Raw genomic sequence first — 16,926 nt, forward strand, 5'->3', positions numbered from 1 at the left:
CGGAGCACAATCGTGATGTGGCCACCTGGGGCGAGGTCGCCCGCATCGTCGGTGAGCTGGCACTCACCTCCGAGCCGTCACCGCACGACTGGCGGGTCGGCAAGAAATTGCTGGCCTGGGAGCGGCCGCTGCGTCCCTCCGAACGCGAGGCGCTGGAGCGCGACGGCGCCGCGCCAGCGCAGGGCGACATCCTCGGGGTCCGGGTGTCCGACGAGGGCGTCAAGTTCGCGTTGATCGACGACGAGCCGAGGGTCTACTTCACCACCCCGCACTTCGACGGCTATCCCGCGGTGTTGGTCAACCTGGCCGAAATTTCGGTGCGCGACCTCGAAGAGCTGATCACCGAGGCGTGGCTGACCCAGGCGCCGCGGAAGTTGGTTCAGGAGTTCCTGGCCAACTCACGCTGAAGAGCTCAGCCGGGTCGAAGGTCGATGACGCGCTGCAAATCGTCGATGCAGGCACCGACGACGTCGGCCATGATTACCTGCCTCGTCTCGTCCGTCCCGGCCTGCAATTGCGCGGCGTGCTGACGCCTAGACGCCGCGTACGCGCAGGCGCCGGCGGGATCAGGGTCGGTGAGAGCGGCCGCGGCCGCCGGCACGGCCAGCACGCTGGGCACCGGATGCGGAAGGCGGTCGCGGCCGCCGAAGCGCTGATGGGGCGCGACGGCACGGGCCAGTTGCAGCACCCAGCCGGCCAGCAGGGCCACATGCACGGCCTGATGATCGGCGGCGTCGATCGCCGTCCGCAGGCCCCATCGTCGTGGCGCGATGGTGACGATGTGGCGAGCCGTGGTGCGCGCCGCCCACCGGCTAGATCCGGTTTAACTCGAAAAGCGGAATCACCCGAGTGGTCTTGGCCTGGTATTCGGCGAAGCCGGGGGCTGCGGCGGTGATCTTGTCGAAGAGCGCGGCCCGCTCGTCGGCGGGAAGCTCGCGGGCGGCGACATCGAAAGCTTCCACTCCCTGCGGGGCGCCGGCCTCGACTCGCGCCCGCGGATTGGCCCGCAGGTTGTGCACCCAGGCCGGGCTGACCGGGGCACCGGCGAAGGAGCCGATGATGATGAGCTTGCCGTCGATGCGGAAATACCCCAGCGGCGACACCCGCGGCTGACCGGACTTAGCGCCAATCGTGTGCAGCAACAGCAGGTTGGCGTTGGCGAACTGGCCGCCGACCTTGCCGTCGTTGGCGCGGAATTCGTCGATGATGCTTTGGTTGAACGCGTTGATCGTGGCGGTGTCGGGCACTTCTTGAGTCATGCCCTGTCAACCTTCTCGGGTTTGGCGTCTATTCCGGACTCCTTGCGCTGCTGGGCGGTTATCGGCGCCGGCGCTTCGGTGAGCGGGTCGACGCCGCCGCCCGTCTTCGGGAAGGCGATGACCTCGCGGATGGAGTCAACCCCGGACAGCAGGGCGTTGATCCGGTCCCAGCCGAACGCGATCCCGCCGTGCGGGGGCGCCCCAAAGGTGAACGCCTCCAATAGGAATCCGAATTTCTCTTGGGCCTCGGCGTGGTCCAGGCCCATCACCGCGAACACCCGCTCCTGGATGTCGCGGCGGTGGATACGTATCGATCCGCCGCCGATTTCGTTGCCGTTGCAGACAATGTCGTAGGCGTCGGCGAGCACATTGCCGGTATCGGTCTCGATGGCGTCCTCGTGCCCGGGCTTGGGCGAGGTGAACGCGTGGTGCACGGCGGTCCACGCCCCTGACCCGACGGCGACGTCGCCGGCGGCGGTCGCCTCGTCGGCGGGCTCGAACAGCGGCGGGTCCACCACCCAGACGAACGCCCAGGCGTCGGGGTCGATCAATTCGAGCCGACGGGCGATCTCACCGCGGGCCGCCCCCAACAGGGCCCTCGAGGGCTTGGCCGGGCCCGCCGAGAAGAAGACGCAATCCCCCGGCTTTGCCCCGACCTGCGCGGCCAGGCCGGAGCGCTCGGTATCGGACAGGTTCTTGGCGACCGGGCCACCCAGCGTGCCGTCGTCGGCGATCAGCACGTAAGCCAGCCCGCGGTGGCCGCGCTGTTTGGCCCACTCCTGCCAGCCGTCCAGGGTGCGCCGCGGCTGCGACGCCCCGCCGGGCATCACCACCGCACCGACGTAGGGTGCCTGAAAGACACGAAATGTGGTGTCGGAGAAGAACTCCGTGCAATCGACGAGCTCGAGCCCGAAACGCATGTCGGGCTTGTCGGAGCCGAATCGTCGCATCGCATCGGCGTAGCTGATCCGCGGGATGGGCGTCGGAATCCGGTAGCCGATCAACGCCCACAACGCGGACAGGATCTCCTCGGAGATGGCGATGATGTCCTCGGCGTCGACGAAACTCATCTCCATGTCGAGCTGGGTGAACTCCGGCTGGCGGTCGGCACGGAAATCCTCGTCGCGGTAGCAGCGGGCGATCTGGTAGTAGCGTTCCATCCCGGCCACCATCAGCAACTGTTTGAACAGCTGCGGGCTCTGCGGCAAGGCGTAGAACGAGCCCGGGTGCAGTCGGGCCGGCACCAAAAAGTCGCGGGCCCCTTCCGGGGTCGAGCGGGTGATCGTCGGGGTTTCGATCTCGACGAAGTCATGCTGCGCGAGCACCGTACGCGCTGCGGCATTCACGTTGGAGCGCAAGCGGATTGCCGCGGCCGGACCGTCACGGCGCAGGTCCAGGTAGCGATACTTCAGCCGCAGCTCCTCGCCGGCGGGTTCGTCGAGCTGGAATGGCAGTGGGGCGCTCTCCCCCAGCACGGTCAGCGAGCTGGCGTTGACCTCGATGTCGCCGGTCGCGATCTCGGGATTGGCGTTGCCTTCCGGGCGGATCTCGACAACACCGGTGACGGCCACACAGAATTCGGCGCGCAGCCGGTGCGCCTGGGCCAGCACCTGCCCTTCCTCGAGGCCCTCGCGGAACACCACCTGGGCGATCCCGGAGGCGTCGCGCAGGTCGATGAAGATGACGCCGCCGTGGTCGCGGCGACGGGCCACCCAGCCCGCCAGCGTCACCTGCTGCCCTGCGTCGCCACTCCTCAGCGAACCCGCGGCGTGACTGCGCAGCACAAAACACTCCCTTTCACCCGGCTTGAACGAGTTGCCAGTCTAAAGGAGGTAATTTCGGTGCCATCGCCACAGACGCTGCCACCAACATCGCCCTGGTCGGTCCCGGAGCCGTCGGCACGACGGCCGCCGCGCTGCTGTACCGGGCGGGCCACTCGGTCATGGTGTGCGGCCGCACCCCGCGCGACACCATCGAACTGCGGCCTGACGGTGTGGACCCGATCGTCGTTCCCGGGCCGGTGCGCACTGATCCTGCCGAGGTGACCGCGCCGGTGGACGTGGTGCTGCTCGCCGTCAAGGCCACCCAGAATGAGGCGGCGGCGGGCTGGCTGGCTCGGCTGTGTGACGTCCACACCATCGTCGTCGTGCTGCAGAACGGCGTGGAGCAGGTCGAGCAGGTGCAGCCGCACTGCCCGCTGTCTCCCGTGGTTCCCGGCATCGTGTGGTATTCGGCCGAGACCCAGCCCGAGGGATGGGTGCGGTTGCGCACCGATGCGGCCCTGGTGCTGCCCAGCGGGCCGTCCGGGGAGGCCGTCGCCGAACTGCTGCGCGGCGCCGGCTGCCGGGTGGACTGCGACCCGGACATCATCACCGCGGCCTGGCACAAACTGCTCACCAACGCGCTGGCCGGGTTCATGGCGCTGGCGCGGAGGCGCTCCGGGATGTTCCGCCGCGACGACGTCGCCGCCCTGTCGCGGCGCTATGTCGCCGAGTGCCTGGCCGTGGCGCGGGCCGAGGGCGCCCGGCTGGCCGACGGGGTGGTCGACGAGTTGGTCGACATGTTCCGCAACGTCGCCGAAGACCTGAGCACGTCCATCCTCACCGACGCGGAACAGCAGCGGCAGATGGAATGGGACGTCCGCAACGGCGTGATCATTCGCAAAGGCCGGGCCCACGGCCTGGCCACGCCGATCAGCGACGTCGTAGTGCCCTTACTGGCCGCGGCCAGCGACGGCCCCGGCTAAGTTGTTGTCATGTTCGAATGCGAACGCGTCGATGCGAGCTTCACCGACGCTGATTCTGTTCCGGGCCGTTACCGCTTCCGCAACAGCGTCGACCTGGCCATCACCCCCGAGCAGCTGTTCGATGTGCTTTCCGATGCCCAGTCCTGGCCGCAGTGGGCGAAGGTGATCACGAAGGTGACCTGGACCAGCCCCGAGCCGCGCGGCGTCGGGACCACCCGCGTCGTCGAGATGCGCGGCGGCATCGTCGGCAACGAAGAATTCCTCGCCTGGGAACCGTTCACGCACATGGCGTTTCGGTTCAACGAATGCTCGACCCGGTCCGTGGCGGCCTTCGCCGAGGATTACCGGGTCGAGGTCATCCCGGGTGGCTGCCGCCTGACCTGGACGATGGCCCAGAAACCGGCCGGCGCGGCGAAGCTGGCGATGGTCGTGACGGGGCCGCTGCTGAACCTGGCCCTGCGCCGCTACCTGCGCAACCTGCGCAGCTACACCGACTCCCTTGCGACCCGGCAACGTTAGGAGAGCGTCATGACCTTCAACGAGGGCATGCAGATCGACACCAGCACCGCGTCCTCGTCCGGTGGGGGCGGCATGGGGATGGCCGTCGGGGGTGGTGGCCTCGGATTGCTCATCCTGATCGGGGCGCTGTTCTTGGGTGTCGACCCGGGTCGCGTCATGAACTCCCCGCAGACGAACACCGGCGGCTACTCGGCACCCGGGTTCGACCTGAGCCAGTGCAAGACCGGCGCCGACGCCAACAAGTACGTGCAATGTCGCGTGGTCGCCACCGGCAACTCGGTGGACGCGGTGTGGCATCAGCTGATGCCGAGCTATACCCGCCCGAAGGTCCGGCTGTTCAGCGACCAGGTGAGCACGGGGTGCGGAACGGCCACCACCGATGTCGGGCCGTTCTACTGTCCGGTGGACAAGACGGCCTACTTCGACACCACCTTCTTTGACGATGTGCTCGTCAAGCAACTTCATTCCAGCAACGGGGCCTTCGCGCAGGAATATGTCGTCGCCCACGAATACGGCCATCACGTGCAGAACCTGCAAGGGGTGCTGGGCCGCTCCCAGCAGGGTGCGAAGGGCGCAAGCGGCAACGGTGTACGGACGGAGCTACAGGCCGACTGCTACGCGGGGATCTGGGCGCACTACGCCTCCACGGTGAACCAGAAGGATGGGACGCCATTCCTGAATCCGTTGACGGACGACGACATTCGCGACGCGCTGTCGGCAGCCGCATCGGTCGGCGACGACCGCATCCAGAAACAGGCAACCGGGCACATCAACCGCGAAAGCTGGACGCACGGTTCATCGCAACAGCGCCAGCATTGGTTCACCGTCGGCTATCAGACCGGTGACCCCAAGCAGTGCGACACCTTCTCGGCGCCCGACTTGGGTTAGGCCCTACACCAGCAGGCCCCGCAATTCGGCGCGGCCCCGCTCGTCGAGTGGCAACAGCGGCGGGCGCGGGTCGCCGACCGGGAAATCGAGCAGCTCCAGGCCGGCCTTCACGGTGGTGGCGAGTCCGCCCGCGACGATGAAGGTGAGCAACGGCTTGAGGTCGTCGTAGAGCTTTTGCGCGGTGTCCAGGTCTTGCGCGCGCACCGCCTCGTACAGGTCGATGCAGGGCTGTGGCCGCAAATTCGGTGCGGCCGTGCACCATCCGGACGCTCCGGCCTTCAGCGCGTCGAGCACCAGCGGGTTACTGCCGTTGTAGAAGGGCAGCCGGTTGCCGGACAGTTCCGCGATGCGCTGCATGCGGGTCAGGTCACCGGTGGATTCCTTGACCATGGTGACGTTGTCGATGCTGTCGAACATGCGCACCAGCAGCTCGGGAGGCATGTCGACGCCGCTGGTGGCCGGGTTGTTGTAGGCCATGATCGGAATCGAGATGGCGTCGCTGATGCTGCGGTAATGCGTGAAGATCTCGCGCTCGGTGAGCTTCCAGTAGGACACCGGCAGGATCATCACCGCGTCGGCCCCAGCTTGCTGGGCGTAGGTGGCGCGCCGAATGGTTCTGGCGGTGGTCACATCCGACACCCCGACGATCACCGGGACCCGGCCGGCGACGGCGGCGATGGTGGTGTCGACGACGGTGTCGAATTCGGGTTCCTCGAGGTACGCCAGCTCGCCGGTGCTGCCCAGCGGCGCGATCGCGTGAACCTCGGCGGAGACCAGCCGCTCGACCAGCTCGGCCAGCCTTTCGGTGTCAATCCCCTTCTCGGAGAACGGGGTCACCGGATAGGCGATGATGCCGTGGATCTTGGGTTCAGGCGTTTGCGCCACGGAAGGGCTCCTCGGATCAGGTTGGTGGATAACGGGTTAGCTGGTCAATACGTCGGGATGCCGGGCCAGGGCCCGGCGAGCGTAGTAGGCGAAGTTGGCGCGGCTGCGCTGCGGTGACAGCGTCCAGTCGTGGGCTTCGCGGGCCAGTTCCTCGGGTAGTTCCTGGACGGCGCCGGCGGCCATGGCGGCCAGCTGCAGCCTGGCGGCACGCTCGATGAGGATTCCCAGCGAGCACGCCTCTTCGACGCTGGCGCCGGCGATGACGTGGCCGTGATGCGCCAGCAGCACCGCCTTCTTGTCGCCGAGGGCGGCGGTGATGATCTCCCCTTCTTCGTTGCCGACCGGCACGCCCGGCCATTTCGGCAGAAACGCACAGTCGCCGTAGAGCGGCGTGGTGTCCATGTGGGAGATGATCAGCGGGACTTCGAGCATCGAGAGCGCCGCCACGTGAAACGCATGGGTGTGTACGATGCATTGGACGTCGGGCCGGGCGCGGTAGATCCAGCTGTGAAAACGGTTGGCGGGGTTGGCGATTCCTTGAACACCGGAGTCGTCGAGGACGTTGAGGTCCTCGTCGACCAGCAGCAGGTTGTCATCGGTGATCTCGTCAAAACCCAGGCCCAGCCGCTGGGTGTAGTAGGTGCCGTCGGCCTCGGCGCGGGCGGTGATCTGCCCGGCCAGCCCCGAGTCATGCCCCGCGTCGAACAACGCCCGGCACGTCAATGCCAGCTTCTGGCGCGTGGTCAGCCGCGAATCGGCGACGTTCGCGCTCAGCTGCTCGGCAGCGCGGCGCATGAGATCGGACTTCGAATCGGTGAATGTGCTGGCCATAATCGGCTCCCTCGGCGATATGACACAATGGTAGCACTCTAGGAAACCTTGTGTCATGAGAGGGGGTCCCCCGTGACCGCACTGCTACGCGCGGTCCGCAAGCAACGCGGCCTCACCCTGGAGGCGTTGGCCCAGCGGACCGGGCTGACCAAGAGCTACCTGTCCAAGATCGAACGCCGGCGCTGCACACCATCGATCGCGGTGGCCCTCAAGGTGGCAAAGGCCCTCGATGTCGACGTCGGGCGACTGTTCTCCGAGGACGCGGCGCAGGAGAAGATCACCGTCGAGCGTGCCCACCGCGACGCCGAGGGTGGGCGCTACCGGGTGCTGGCATCGTCACTGCTGGGAAAGACGATGTCGCCGTTCATGGTTCGCCCGACGGAGCGGCTGGCCGACGATCCGCATCCCGAACATGCCGGCCAGGAATTCATATTCGTGCATGCCGGGGCCATCGAATTGGACTACGGCGACCAGACATTCACGCTCGAGCCAGGCGACAGCGCGTATTTCGACGCGTCGATCAGCCACAAGATCCGGGCGGTCGCCGGCGTCCCCGCCGAAGTCGTCGTCGTCGCGCACGCCGAACCCGGCGGCGCACCGGCTTGAGCAGGACCGAGCCCTTCTCCGCACCCTGGGGGCCGAGTGTTCGCCGTCAGCGAAACCGAGGTGATGGCCGCTTGTTGACTACGCGGGCCGGGCCGCGCAGGTGACTGTGGTGGTCGCATCCTGTTGCACGACCACTTGGCCGTCCACGGCGATCTCGCAATGGAACGAGGCGGGACCATTGCCCGAATCCGGCCAATGCAGCATGCCGCTGGCGGTGATGCTCGCCCACTGCGTCGGGTTCGCCAAGGTAGCGGTGTAGGTAACCGGCGTTCCCCCGCTCAGCGGGGCCTGAACGCTGGTCGTGAACTTCGACGGGTCCGCGTTGTAGGCCGCCTGGCTGGGCGGATCGGCGCTGACGTAGTTGACGGTGGCGGTCAGGTTGTTGGGGCTAGTCACGGTGTAGGTCACCTGATGACCGGCCGGATCCGCATAGCTGGTCGGGGCCGTGAGCACCGCGCCGGCGCCTGCTGCCAGGATTACCGCTGAGATCGCGCTCGCTGTTCTTTGCACGTTCGTCATATCGAAAACGCTACCGGATTCGTTAGCGGCGATTCTGTTTACCGGCAGCGGTGCGCGCGGTTGCCCGACTCCGGTATGAAGCAAGCATGAGCGATGAGCCGCATTCGGCACCGAAACAGACCGGTGTCGCCGAAGCGCCGGTGACCCGCCGCCAATTGCTGACGACCGGGGCGGTCGCGACCGCCCTGGGGGTGGGCCTCGGGGGCGGTGCCGTGCTGCTCGGTTCCCACCCGCGATCCCCGATGGCCTGGCTGCAGCCCGACCGCCACGGCGCGCAACCGGTCGGCGGGCTGCACCTGCAGTTCGGGAAGAACGCGGGCACCGAAGTGGTGGTGTCCTGGCACACCACCGACGCGATCCGCAATCCACGCGTCGTGCTCGGGACGCCGACATCCGGCTTCGGCCGCACCGTCGCCGCGGAAACTCGGACCTACCGGGACGCGAAGTCGGGCACCGAAGTTCGCGTCAATCATGCCCGGCTGACCAACCTGACCCCCGACACCGACTACGTGTACGCGGCAGTGCACGACGGCGCACAACCCGACCAGGGCACCGTGCGCACGGCGCCGGTGGGCCGAAAAAGACTGCTGTTCACCAGCTTTGGCGACCAGTCCACACCGGCGCTGGCCAAGATGCCCGGCGGCAGCTATGCCACCGACAACGTCGGCTCGCCGGCCGCCGCCGACACCACCATGGCGATCGAACGGTTGGGGCCGCTGTTCAACCTGATCAATGGCGACCTGTGCTACGCCAACCTCGCCCAAGACCGGGTGCGCACCTGGTCGAACTGGTTCGAGAACAACACCCGCTCGGCGCGATACCGGCCCTGGATGCCGGCGGCGGGCAATCACGAGAACGAGTTGGGTAACGGGCCAATCGGTTACGGCGCCTACCAAACCTATTTCGCGCTGCCCGATTCCGGGTCGAGTCCGCAGACCCGGGGCATGTGGTATTCGTTCACCGCGGGCTCGGTGCGGGTGATCAGCCTGAGCAACGACGACGTCGCCTTCCAGGACGGCGGCAACTCCTATGTGCGCGGCTACTCCGGTGGTGAACAAAAGCGCTGGCTCGCAACCGAACTCGCGGCGGCCCGGCGTGACCCCGGCATCGACTGGGTCGTGGTGTGCATGCACCAGACGGCGATCTCCACCGCCGACAAGACCAACGGCGCCGACCTGGGCATCCGCGAGGAATGGCTGCCGCTGTTCGACCAGTACCAGGTCGATCTGGTGGTGTGCGGTCACGAGCACCACTACGAGCGCTCGCATCCGCTGCGCGGCACGCTGGGGACCGACACCCGCACGCCGATACCCGTCGACACTCGAAACGATCTCATCGACGCCACGCGGGGAACGGTGCACCTCGTCATCGGCGGGGGTGGGACCTCGGCGCCGAGCAATGCGATGTTCTTCCCCGAACCCCGATGCCGGGTGGTCACCGGTGTGGGCGCGTTCGATCCCGGGCTGAGACGCAAGGCCCCCGTCTACGTCCTCGAGGACGCGCCATGGTCGGCTTTTCGCGACCGCGACAACCCTTATGGCTTCGCGGCTTTCGACGTCGACCCCGGGCAACCAGGCGGCAACACCTCGATCAAGGCGACGCACTACGCGCTGCGGGGCGGTTTCGGTGAAGTCACCGTCATCGACGAATTCACGCTCACCAAGCCGCGCACCGATAAGGCCGGCTAGCTTCGCGCAGCTCAGAACAACGTCGGCTGAACGGGTTCCGGTGCCGGCGCCACCGAGACCCCCCGCGAGAACGGGCGGTGGTCGCCCGCCAGTCTATGTTTGGCGATCAGCGGTGCGGCCCGCTGCCGCAGCATGGCGCGATAATCCTGCGGTAAGTAGGCACCGCGGCGGTACAACTCGCGATAGCGGCCGACCAGCTCGGGATGCGAGCGCGCCAGCCATCCCATGAACCATCCCCGGGTCGAGCTGCGTAGATGCAGGCCGAAGACCGTGACGCTGCTGGCACCGGCCGCCGCGATCTGGCCGAGCAGCCCGTCGAGGTGCTCGACGGAATCCGTCAGATGCGGCAGCACCGGCGCGACCATCACATGACAGTCCAGCCCGGCGGCCCGAATGGCGCTGATCAGGCCCAACCGGGCCTGCGGTGTGGGGGTGCCGGGCTCGACGTCCCTGTGCAGCTCCGGATCGCCGACGGCCAGCGACACCGCGACCGAGACCGGCACCTGCGACGCGGCATCCGTGAGCAGCGGCAGGTCGCGGCGCAGCAGCGTGCCCTTGGTCAGGATCGAGAATGGCGTGCCCGATTCCGCCAGCGCGCCGATGATGCCGGGCATCAGTGCGTAGCGCCCCTCGGCCCGCTGGTACGGATCGGTGTTGGTGCCCAGGGCGACGGTCTCGCGCCGCCAGGACGGTCGCCGCAGCTCGCGGCGCAACACCTCGACGACGTTGGTCTTGACGACAACCTGGGTGTCAAAGTCATTGCCGCAGTTCAGCTCCAGGTATCCGTGGGTAGGCCGGGCGAAGCAGTACCGGCAGGCGTGTGAGCAGCCGCGGTAGCCGTTGACCGTGTAGCGGAATGGCAGCGCCGATGCGTTCGGCACCTTGTTCAGCGCGGACTTGCACAACACCTCGTGGAACGTGATCCCGTCGAACTGGGGCGAACGTACGCTGCGCAGGAAGCCGATGCGTTGCAGCCCCGGCAACGCCCCATCCTCGACCGGCTTTCCGTTGACCGCGACGGCCTGATTCGCCCACCGCATACTGTCTATTCGAACATTAGTTCGAGCGCGAGTCAAGGACCGGGCCCACGCGAGCGGCTTACACTTCGGCAATGTTCTGCGAGACGCGCTACGCGCGAAACGGGGGCTTACGCATCGCCTATCCCTGCCCACGTCAATAGCTGCAACCTAGCGTTGCCGGGCAATCAGAATGGTGGTGGTTCATCGTCGCCGTCTGCCGGTGGTGCCGGACCGAAGTAGGCGGCCTTGCGTTCTCGGCGTTTCGCTTGCCGGGCCTGGTGGTTTTGCCGGCGTTCGGAGGCGACGCGCGCGGCGCGGTTTTGAGCGCGGGTGCGGCGGCGTTTGGGCATCATGGCGTCGCGCTCCGCGCAACGACCGCCGCCCGCGCTCGCGCCCGTGGGCAGCGACACCTCGCCGGTGGAGCGGCACAGGCTGGGAAACAGCAACGAACTACCTGGGGTGGTCACATAGGTCTGCCCCGATGGTGAGGTGAGGATGAGAGTGCCGTCGGGCAGTTGTTGGTCGCGCCAGCCCCAGAAAGTTTTCACCAAATGGTGAGTACGGCAGTAACACTTGAGGTTCGACGCGTGGGTAGGCCCGCCGTCGCCGTAGGGAATCGTATGGTCCAGATCGCAATCGGTGGCTGGACAGTCGCACCCGGGCCAGCGGCAGGTCAAATCTCGGCACCGCACGAAGTCAGCCAATGCCTTCGAAGGCGCATAGTTCGGCTCGGGCGCGCAGTCGACAGGGTAAACGAGCGGCGCTAGCTTCGCCGAGGCCGCCAGCTCGGCTATCAGCTCCGGCGGGATCAATCCCTCGGCACCCACCTCGACGCCCGGCGCCTGCCCGCCACCGAGCGTGGAATCCTCCGCGATCACATGGATTACCACCGGCCCGGCGGCGCGCCGTTTCCCCGCGGTGCAATTTGAAGACCCGCACCGGCAACCCAACCGGTCCGCACCGCCGGCCAGTGCGCCCAACGCATCAGCGCGGCGTTGGTCGCGGCTGCGTGGATCCTTGTCGCATACCGTGGCCGCCAACGCGTCCAATCGCTGATCCAGTGCGTGCGCATCCGGGCTCAGCAGGCTGCCTTCAAGGTGCGCCAGGCCGCCCTCCATATCGACGACCCACACCTGCCGGTCGGCCGGGCGCTCCGTGCGCCGGCGCACCGCGTCGGCATCGTTTCTCGCGACAACCTTGTCCACTTGCGCGGCCAGCCGTCCCTGCGTCATAGACGGCCAGCGCGGCACCCTGGCCGCCAACTCGGCGTCGACGGCCGCCAATACGTCATGGTCGGTGATCAGATCGGTGCGATAGACGATAGTGGCGAACAATCGGAAATCGAGATCACCGGCACGAAAGACGGCACCAACGTTGGGCAAACGTTCGCGCATCGCGCGGGCGTACCGGACTCTCGAAGCTGCCAGCCCCTGACTGATCCGCAACTGTGCGGCCACTTCTGCTGTCACCGCCGCCTCGGTGTCGACGGCCCACTCCTCGCACTCAGAACAGCGCGAAAGTCGGTAGGAAAACAGTTCTCCGATCGCCGTCAACTGCTCGGCCGCCGCCCGGTTCTCGATCCGCGAAAACGCACCGATCCGTTCCAGCAGCGCCGCCGACTCCGGGGTTGGCGACGGATGATGCCGCTCGACCAGCTCGTCGAGCCACGCGATCACGTCTTCGAACATAAGTTCGATTATCGCACCGGGGTATGACAACCGTCGGCCGCGGCCAACAACCGCCCGAACGGGGTTAAGCTGCGGGTCGAATCGCCCCTACCCGGTTGCGAGGACATATGACCGACCGCATCGAGACTTCCCGCACCATCGCCGCGCCGGCGCCGGCCATCTTCGCCGTGCTGTGTGACCCGCAGGGCCATGTCGCAATCGACTCGTCCGGAATGCTGCAGGCCGCCGACGGCGATCCGGTACGCGGCGTGGGTGACCGATTCGTCGTTCACATGGATCGCGAATCGTTGAACGATTTCCCCGAATTTGGCAAATACGACGTCACCATCGTCATAAGGGAGTTCGAGCAGGATCGCCTGATTGCGTGGACAGTTCTCGGCAAGATCCAGCCGCCGCTCGGCCACGTCTACGGCTATGCGTTGGCACCGTCCGAAGACGGTTCGGCCACCGTGGTCACGTCGTTCTACGACTGGTCGAACATCGACCCGAAGTGGCGGGAAGCCGGAATTTTCCCGATTCTGTCCGAGGGCGCCCTGCGGGCAACTCTGGGAATTCTGGACCGTACCGTGCACCGTGGTTATCCATCCGGATGATTTGCACACCCAACACCGCCATACGCGGTGTTGCTTATCGGGTTTCGGAAGAGCGGGCTGCGTGGGGACGCGGTTTCGCGTCACATTTGTTCGGGTATCACCTCGGGGCCGCTCACGAAAGGACCTGTCATGTTGCACTCAGTGATTTTGGCGAGTTCGGACCCCGTCGCCGCCGGTTTGATCCTCCGCGGCATCAAGGGGATTTTTGTCGCTATCGGCAGCATCATCGCGGCAATCATCTGCGGAGTCATCGCAATGATGAAGGGCCGTAACCCATTCGGCTGGGGGCTTCTCGGGCTGTTTTTCTCGATCCTCACATTGATCGTCGTCATCATTATTCCAAGCAAGAAAAGCTAAAATTCGGCTTCCGGGACGGTGACGCAGGCGTGCGCGTTGAGGATAATCTGCAGACATGCGTTTCCTCTGTGCCGCTGCGGCGGTCGCCATACCCATCGTTGGTCTGCTGGGGGCGTCGCCAGCTCAAGCTGATACCGGCGTCAATGGTTACGTTAGTTGCATCGGCGGCGACGCGAAGCCACCCCCGCCGGGAGTGAGCGCGGAAAACTGGTTTCCCAGCCTTCATGTGATCGATAACGACATCGGTTCTGGCATACCGTCGGCCGAAGTGGTTCGCAGACTGGTCGATATGGGAGTCAGCCCGGACGACGCCGCTACCCGAGTGCGGTGCTATCTGGCCAATCTGCCGCACTAGCGCAAAGGTCGGGCTAGCGCGCTATCCACGAAACCACCTCGGCGACAACCGAATCGAGTGCGACTGGAACCTGCTCCCCCGTCGTCAAATCCTTCACGCCGATGGTGCCGGACTCGAGGTCGCGGTCGCCCAGCACCAGCGCAAGCCGGGCGCCGGAGCGGTCGGCCGCGCGCATCGCGCCCTTGAGTCCGCGGTCGCCGTAGGCCATGTCGACGCGCACACCGCCGGCGCGCAGCTGTGCGGCCAGCACCGCCAGCCGCAGCTTGCCCTGCTCGCTCAACGGCACGCCGAACACCTCGCAGCGCGCGGTCTCCCCCACGCTCTTGCCCTCGGCGCGCAGCGCCAGCAGCGTACGGTCCACGCCGAGCCCAAAACCGATGCCGGACAGGTGTTGTCCACCGAGCTGACGCATCAGGCCGTCGTAGCGGCCGCCGCCGCCGATGCCGGACTGCGCGCCCAGGCCGTCGTGCACGAATTCGAACGTGGTCTTGGTGTAGTAGTCCAGCCCGCGCACCATACGGGGGTTGAGGACGTAGGGCACCGACATGGCGTCCAAGTGGGCCAGGACGGTATTGAAGTGCTGCTTGGCCGCATCGGACAGGTGATCGAGCAGCACCGGAGCGTCGGCCGTCATGGCGCGCACCTCGGGTCGCTTGTCGTCGAGCACCCGCAGCGGATTGACCTGTGCCCGCCGTCGAGTTTCATCGTCCAGGTCGAGCGCAAAAAGGAAGTCCTGCAACAGCTCCCGGTACTGAGGGCGGCAGCTGTCGTCACCCAGCGAGGTGATTTCAAGGCGGAATCCGTCGAGCCCGAGTGAGCGAAAGCCGGCGTCGGCGATCGCGATCACCTCGGCGTCCAAGGCGGGGTCGTCGACGCCGATCGCCTCCACGCCGACCTGCTGCAGCTGACGATAGCGGCCCGCCTGCGGACGCTCGTAGCGGAAAAACGGCCCCGCGTAACAGAGTTTGACCGGCAACGCGCCGCGGTCCAGACCGTGTTCGATGACCGCGCGCACCACGCCCGCGGTGCCCTCCGGCCGCAGCGTCACCGACCGATCCCCGCGATCGGCGAACGTGTACATCTCTTTGGACACCACGTCGGTGGATTCGCCGACGCCGCGGGCGAACAGGCCGGTGTCTTCGAAGATCGGCAGCTCGATATCGCCGTAGCCGGCGCGGCGGGCGGCTCCGAGCAGGCCGTCGCGCACCGCGACGAACTGCGCCGAGTCCGGGGGGACGTAGTCCGGCACCCCTTTGGGCGCCGCGAAGGCCGAGAACGCAGACGACTCGGGCACGGGCTACAGGCCTTCGAGGAACGGGTTGAGCCGCCGCTCGGCGCCGATCGTGGTGGAGTTGCCGTGCCCCGGCAGGACCACGGTCGCGTCGTCGAGGACCAGGAGTTTGTCGACGATCGAGGTCAGCAGGTCGCGGCCGCTGCCACCGAACAGGTCCGTGCGGCCGACGGAGCGCTCGAACAACGTGTCGCCGGTGAAGACGACGTCCTTGTCCCCGGTGACCCGAAACACCACCGAGCCGCGGGTGTGTCCGGGCGTGTGGTCGACGTTGACGGTCACGCTGCCCAGGTCCAGCTTGTCGCCGTCGCGGTCCAGCTCGACGACCTGCTTGGGCTCCCGCCAGAACGCGCCTGCCACCAGCTGCGCCAGGCGCGGGCCCAGGCCGTAGATCGGGTCTGCGAGCATGAACCTGTCCTCGGGATGGATGTAGGTCGGGCAACCGTAGGTATCGGACACCTTCTGCGCCGACCACATATGGTCGATGTGCCCGTGGGTCAGCAACACCGCGGCCGGCGTCAGCCGGTTCTTGTCCAGGATGCTGCGTAACTGCCCCATCGCCCGCTGCCCCGGATCCACGATGACGGCGTCCGTCCCTGGCCGCTGCGCCAAGACGTAGCAGTTGCACTGCAACATGCCGGCGGGAAATCCGGTGATCAACACAGTGCCCAGTTTCCCACGGGCCCCACTTGACACGAGTCGCGGCGCCCACATTAGCCTGAGCTGGCACCTCACCGGTTCAGAGAGGTTCCGACTCACCAACCATGGAGGCATAGCGGCCGTGCCGACCAACGAACAGCGACGCGCCAACGCCAAACGCAAGCTCGAACGGCAGCTGGAGCGGCGCGCCAGGCAAGCCAAGACGCGCCGGATCGTGCTGATCGCGGCCGGCTCGATCGTGGCCGTGGCCGTCATCGCCGCGGTGGTGATCACGATCGTCAACACCAAGCACGAGAACAAGAGCAACACCGCGGCGTCGACGACCACCAGCAGCAGCTCCCCGGAAACGACGGCCCCCGGCGAGCCGGGTCAGGTACCGCCGCTGCCGCCGTTCAAACCCTCGGCCGACGTGGGCGCCAACTGTCAGTACCCGGCCTCGCCCGAGCCGGCGGCAAAGGAGGTCAAACCGCCGCGGACCGGTAAGGTGCCGACCGATCCGGCCCAGGTGAGCGCCAGCATGGTGACCAATCAGGGCCACATCGGCCTTATGTTGGCGAACAACGAATCACCTTGCACCGTCAACAGTTTCGCGAGCCTGGCCGGCCAGAAATACTTTGACAACAGCAAGTGCCACCGGCTGACCACCTCGCCGGCATTGGGTGTATTGCAGTGCGGGGACCCGAAGGGCGACGGGACCGGCGGGCCGGGCTATCAATTCGCCAACGAATACCCGACCGACCAGTATCCGCCGAACGACCCCAAGGCGCGCGAACCCGTCCTCTATCCGCGCGGCACGCTGGCCATGGCCAACGCGGGGCCCGGCACCAACGGCAGCCAATTCTTCATGGTGTACAAGGATTCCCAGCTGCCGCCGCAATACACCGTGTTCGGCACCATCCAGGCCGACGGCCTGGCCACACTGGACAAGATCGCCAAGGCCGGCGTCGCCGGCGGCGGTGAAGACGGGGCACCGGCCACCGAGGTGACCATCACCTCGCTGCTGCTCGACTGAATCCGATAGC

Annotated in this window: 20 protein-coding genes; 10 read left to right on the top strand and 10 right to left on the bottom strand. The window is 66.8% G+C overall.

The features are described from left to right. Window positions 1–17: 17 nt before the first annotated feature. Complete coding sequence (locus AC5Y4F_RS13590) at window positions 18–407, top strand: MmcQ/YjbR family DNA-binding protein (RefSeq protein WP_499997259.1); 390 nt, start codon at window positions 18–20, stop codon at window positions 405–407. A gap of 5 nt (window positions 408–412) precedes the next feature. On the opposite strand, the gene AC5Y4F_RS13595 is transcribed toward AC5Y4F_RS13590, so the two are convergent. The 3 genes from AC5Y4F_RS13595 to aspS form a co-directional block, all read right to left on the bottom strand. Then, the gene (locus AC5Y4F_RS13595; RefSeq protein ID WP_231986430.1) at window positions 413–715 is read right to left on the bottom strand and encodes a hypothetical protein; all 303 of its coding nucleotides are present in this window, start codon (window positions 713–715) and stop codon (window positions 413–415) included. Window positions 716–812: 97 nt separating this feature from the next. Beyond that, window positions 813–1,259: a nitroreductase family deazaflavin-dependent oxidoreductase gene (locus AC5Y4F_RS13600; RefSeq protein WP_067937865.1), complete on the bottom strand. Its 447-nt coding sequence runs from the start codon at window positions 1,257–1,259 to the stop codon at window positions 813–815. After that, on the bottom strand, window positions 1,256–3,043 hold the full coding sequence (gene aspS / locus AC5Y4F_RS13605) for an aspartate--tRNA ligase (protein WP_499997261.1): 1,788 nt from the start codon (window positions 3,041–3,043) through the stop codon (window positions 1,256–1,258). Before aspS ends, AC5Y4F_RS13600 begins: the two co-directional genes overlap by 4 nt. 62 nt (window positions 3,044–3,105) lie before the next feature. Here aspS and AC5Y4F_RS13610 point away from each other — a divergent pair, with 62 nt between their 5' ends. The 3 genes from AC5Y4F_RS13610 to ypfJ are packed head-to-tail and all read left to right on the top strand — an operon-like array spanning window position 3,106 to window position 5,412. After that, on the top strand, window positions 3,106–4,005 hold the full coding sequence (locus AC5Y4F_RS13610) for an oxidoreductase (protein ID WP_197520648.1): 900 nt from the start codon (window positions 3,106–3,108) through the stop codon (window positions 4,003–4,005). A 9-nt stretch (window positions 4,006–4,014) separates the two neighbouring features. After that, window positions 4,015–4,524 (top strand): SRPBCC family protein, encoded by a 510-nt coding sequence (locus tag AC5Y4F_RS13615; protein WP_067937871.1) that lies wholly within the window; start codon window positions 4,015–4,017, stop codon window positions 4,522–4,524. A gap of 9 nt (window positions 4,525–4,533) precedes the next feature. Beyond that, window positions 4,534–5,412 carry a KPN_02809 family neutral zinc metallopeptidase gene (gene ypfJ, locus AC5Y4F_RS13620; RefSeq protein ID WP_499997267.1) on the top strand — a complete coding sequence of 293 codons (879 nt, stop codon included), beginning with the start codon at window positions 4,534–4,536 and terminating at the stop codon, window positions 5,410–5,412. A 3-nt stretch (window positions 5,413–5,415) separates the two neighbouring features. Here the strand turns inward: ypfJ and AC5Y4F_RS13625 are convergent, their stop codons facing one another. Further along, entirely contained in the window at window positions 5,416–6,297 is an 882-nt protein-coding gene (locus AC5Y4F_RS13625; RefSeq protein ID WP_067937875.1) for a dihydrodipicolinate synthase family protein, read from the bottom strand. A 36-nt stretch (window positions 6,298–6,333) separates the two neighbouring features. Further along, a complete protein-coding gene (locus AC5Y4F_RS13630; RefSeq protein WP_499997269.1) occupies window positions 6,334–7,128 on the bottom strand; it encodes an aldolase in 795 nt (264 codons plus the stop codon). A 72-nt stretch (window positions 7,129–7,200) separates the two neighbouring features. Here AC5Y4F_RS13630 and AC5Y4F_RS13635 point away from each other — a divergent pair, with 72 nt between their 5' ends. After that, window positions 7,201–7,734 carry a helix-turn-helix domain-containing protein gene (locus AC5Y4F_RS13635; protein ID WP_499997270.1) on the top strand — a complete coding sequence of 178 codons (534 nt, stop codon included), beginning with the start codon at window positions 7,201–7,203 and terminating at the stop codon, window positions 7,732–7,734. 78 nt (window positions 7,735–7,812) lie between these two features. On the opposite strand, the gene AC5Y4F_RS13640 is transcribed toward AC5Y4F_RS13635, so the two are convergent. Beyond that, on the bottom strand, window positions 7,813–8,253 hold the full coding sequence (locus AC5Y4F_RS13640; RefSeq protein ID WP_499997272.1) for an Rv2576c family protein: 441 nt from the start codon (window positions 8,251–8,253) through the stop codon (window positions 7,813–7,815). 86 nt (window positions 8,254–8,339) lie between these two features. Here AC5Y4F_RS13640 and AC5Y4F_RS13645 point away from each other — a divergent pair, with 86 nt between their 5' ends. Continuing rightward, a complete protein-coding gene (locus tag AC5Y4F_RS13645) occupies window positions 8,340–9,941 on the top strand; it encodes a purple acid phosphatase family protein (protein WP_499997273.1) in 1,602 nt (533 codons plus the stop codon). Between the two features lie 11 nt (window positions 9,942–9,952). Here AC5Y4F_RS13645 and AC5Y4F_RS13650 read toward each other — a convergent pair whose 3' ends face one another. Both AC5Y4F_RS13650 and AC5Y4F_RS13655 read right to left on the bottom strand, forming a co-directional pair. Beyond that, complete coding sequence (locus AC5Y4F_RS13650) at window positions 9,953–10,981, bottom strand: Rv2578c family radical SAM protein (protein ID WP_499997275.1); 1,029 nt, start codon at window positions 10,979–10,981, stop codon at window positions 9,953–9,955. 164 nt (window positions 10,982–11,145) lie between these two features. Beyond that, window positions 11,146–12,648: an HNH endonuclease signature motif containing protein gene (locus AC5Y4F_RS13655; RefSeq protein WP_067937886.1), complete on the bottom strand. Its 1,503-nt coding sequence runs from the start codon at window positions 12,646–12,648 to the stop codon at window positions 11,146–11,148. Window positions 12,649–12,755: 107 nt separating this feature from the next. Here AC5Y4F_RS13655 and AC5Y4F_RS13660 point away from each other — a divergent pair, with 107 nt between their 5' ends. From AC5Y4F_RS13660 to AC5Y4F_RS13670, 3 genes are all read left to right on the top strand, one after another. Beyond that, window positions 12,756–13,241, top strand: a complete 486-nt coding sequence (locus tag AC5Y4F_RS13660) for an SRPBCC family protein (protein WP_499997278.1) — start codon at window positions 12,756–12,758, stop codon at window positions 13,239–13,241. Window positions 13,242–13,370: 129 nt separating this feature from the next. Then, window positions 13,371–13,598, top strand: coding sequence for a deoxyribodipyrimidine photolyase (locus AC5Y4F_RS13665; protein ID WP_067937896.1), 228 nt, complete (start codon window positions 13,371–13,373; stop codon window positions 13,596–13,598). A gap of 55 nt (window positions 13,599–13,653) precedes the next feature. Beyond that, window positions 13,654–13,953 (top strand): hypothetical protein, encoded by a 300-nt coding sequence (locus AC5Y4F_RS13670; RefSeq protein ID WP_067937890.1) that lies wholly within the window; start codon window positions 13,654–13,656, stop codon window positions 13,951–13,953. 13 nt (window positions 13,954–13,966) lie between these two features. Here the strand turns inward: AC5Y4F_RS13670 and hisS are convergent, their stop codons facing one another. After that, window positions 13,967–15,247, bottom strand: a complete 1,281-nt coding sequence (hisS, locus tag AC5Y4F_RS13675; RefSeq protein ID WP_067937892.1) for a histidine--tRNA ligase — start codon at window positions 15,245–15,247, stop codon at window positions 13,967–13,969. Between the two features lie 3 nt (window positions 15,248–15,250). Beyond that, on the bottom strand, window positions 15,251–15,907 hold the full coding sequence (locus AC5Y4F_RS13680; protein ID WP_067937894.1) for an MBL fold metallo-hydrolase: 657 nt from the start codon (window positions 15,905–15,907) through the stop codon (window positions 15,251–15,253). A 118-nt stretch (window positions 15,908–16,025) separates the two neighbouring features. Between AC5Y4F_RS13680 and AC5Y4F_RS13685 the strand changes: the two genes are divergently transcribed. Beyond that, entirely contained in the window at window positions 16,026–16,916 is an 891-nt protein-coding gene (locus tag AC5Y4F_RS13685) for a peptidylprolyl isomerase (RefSeq protein WP_499997280.1), read from the top strand. Window positions 16,917–16,926: the final 10 nt, after the last annotated feature.

The sequence above is a fragment of the Mycobacterium sp. NGS56 genome, from assembly GCF_059812425.1.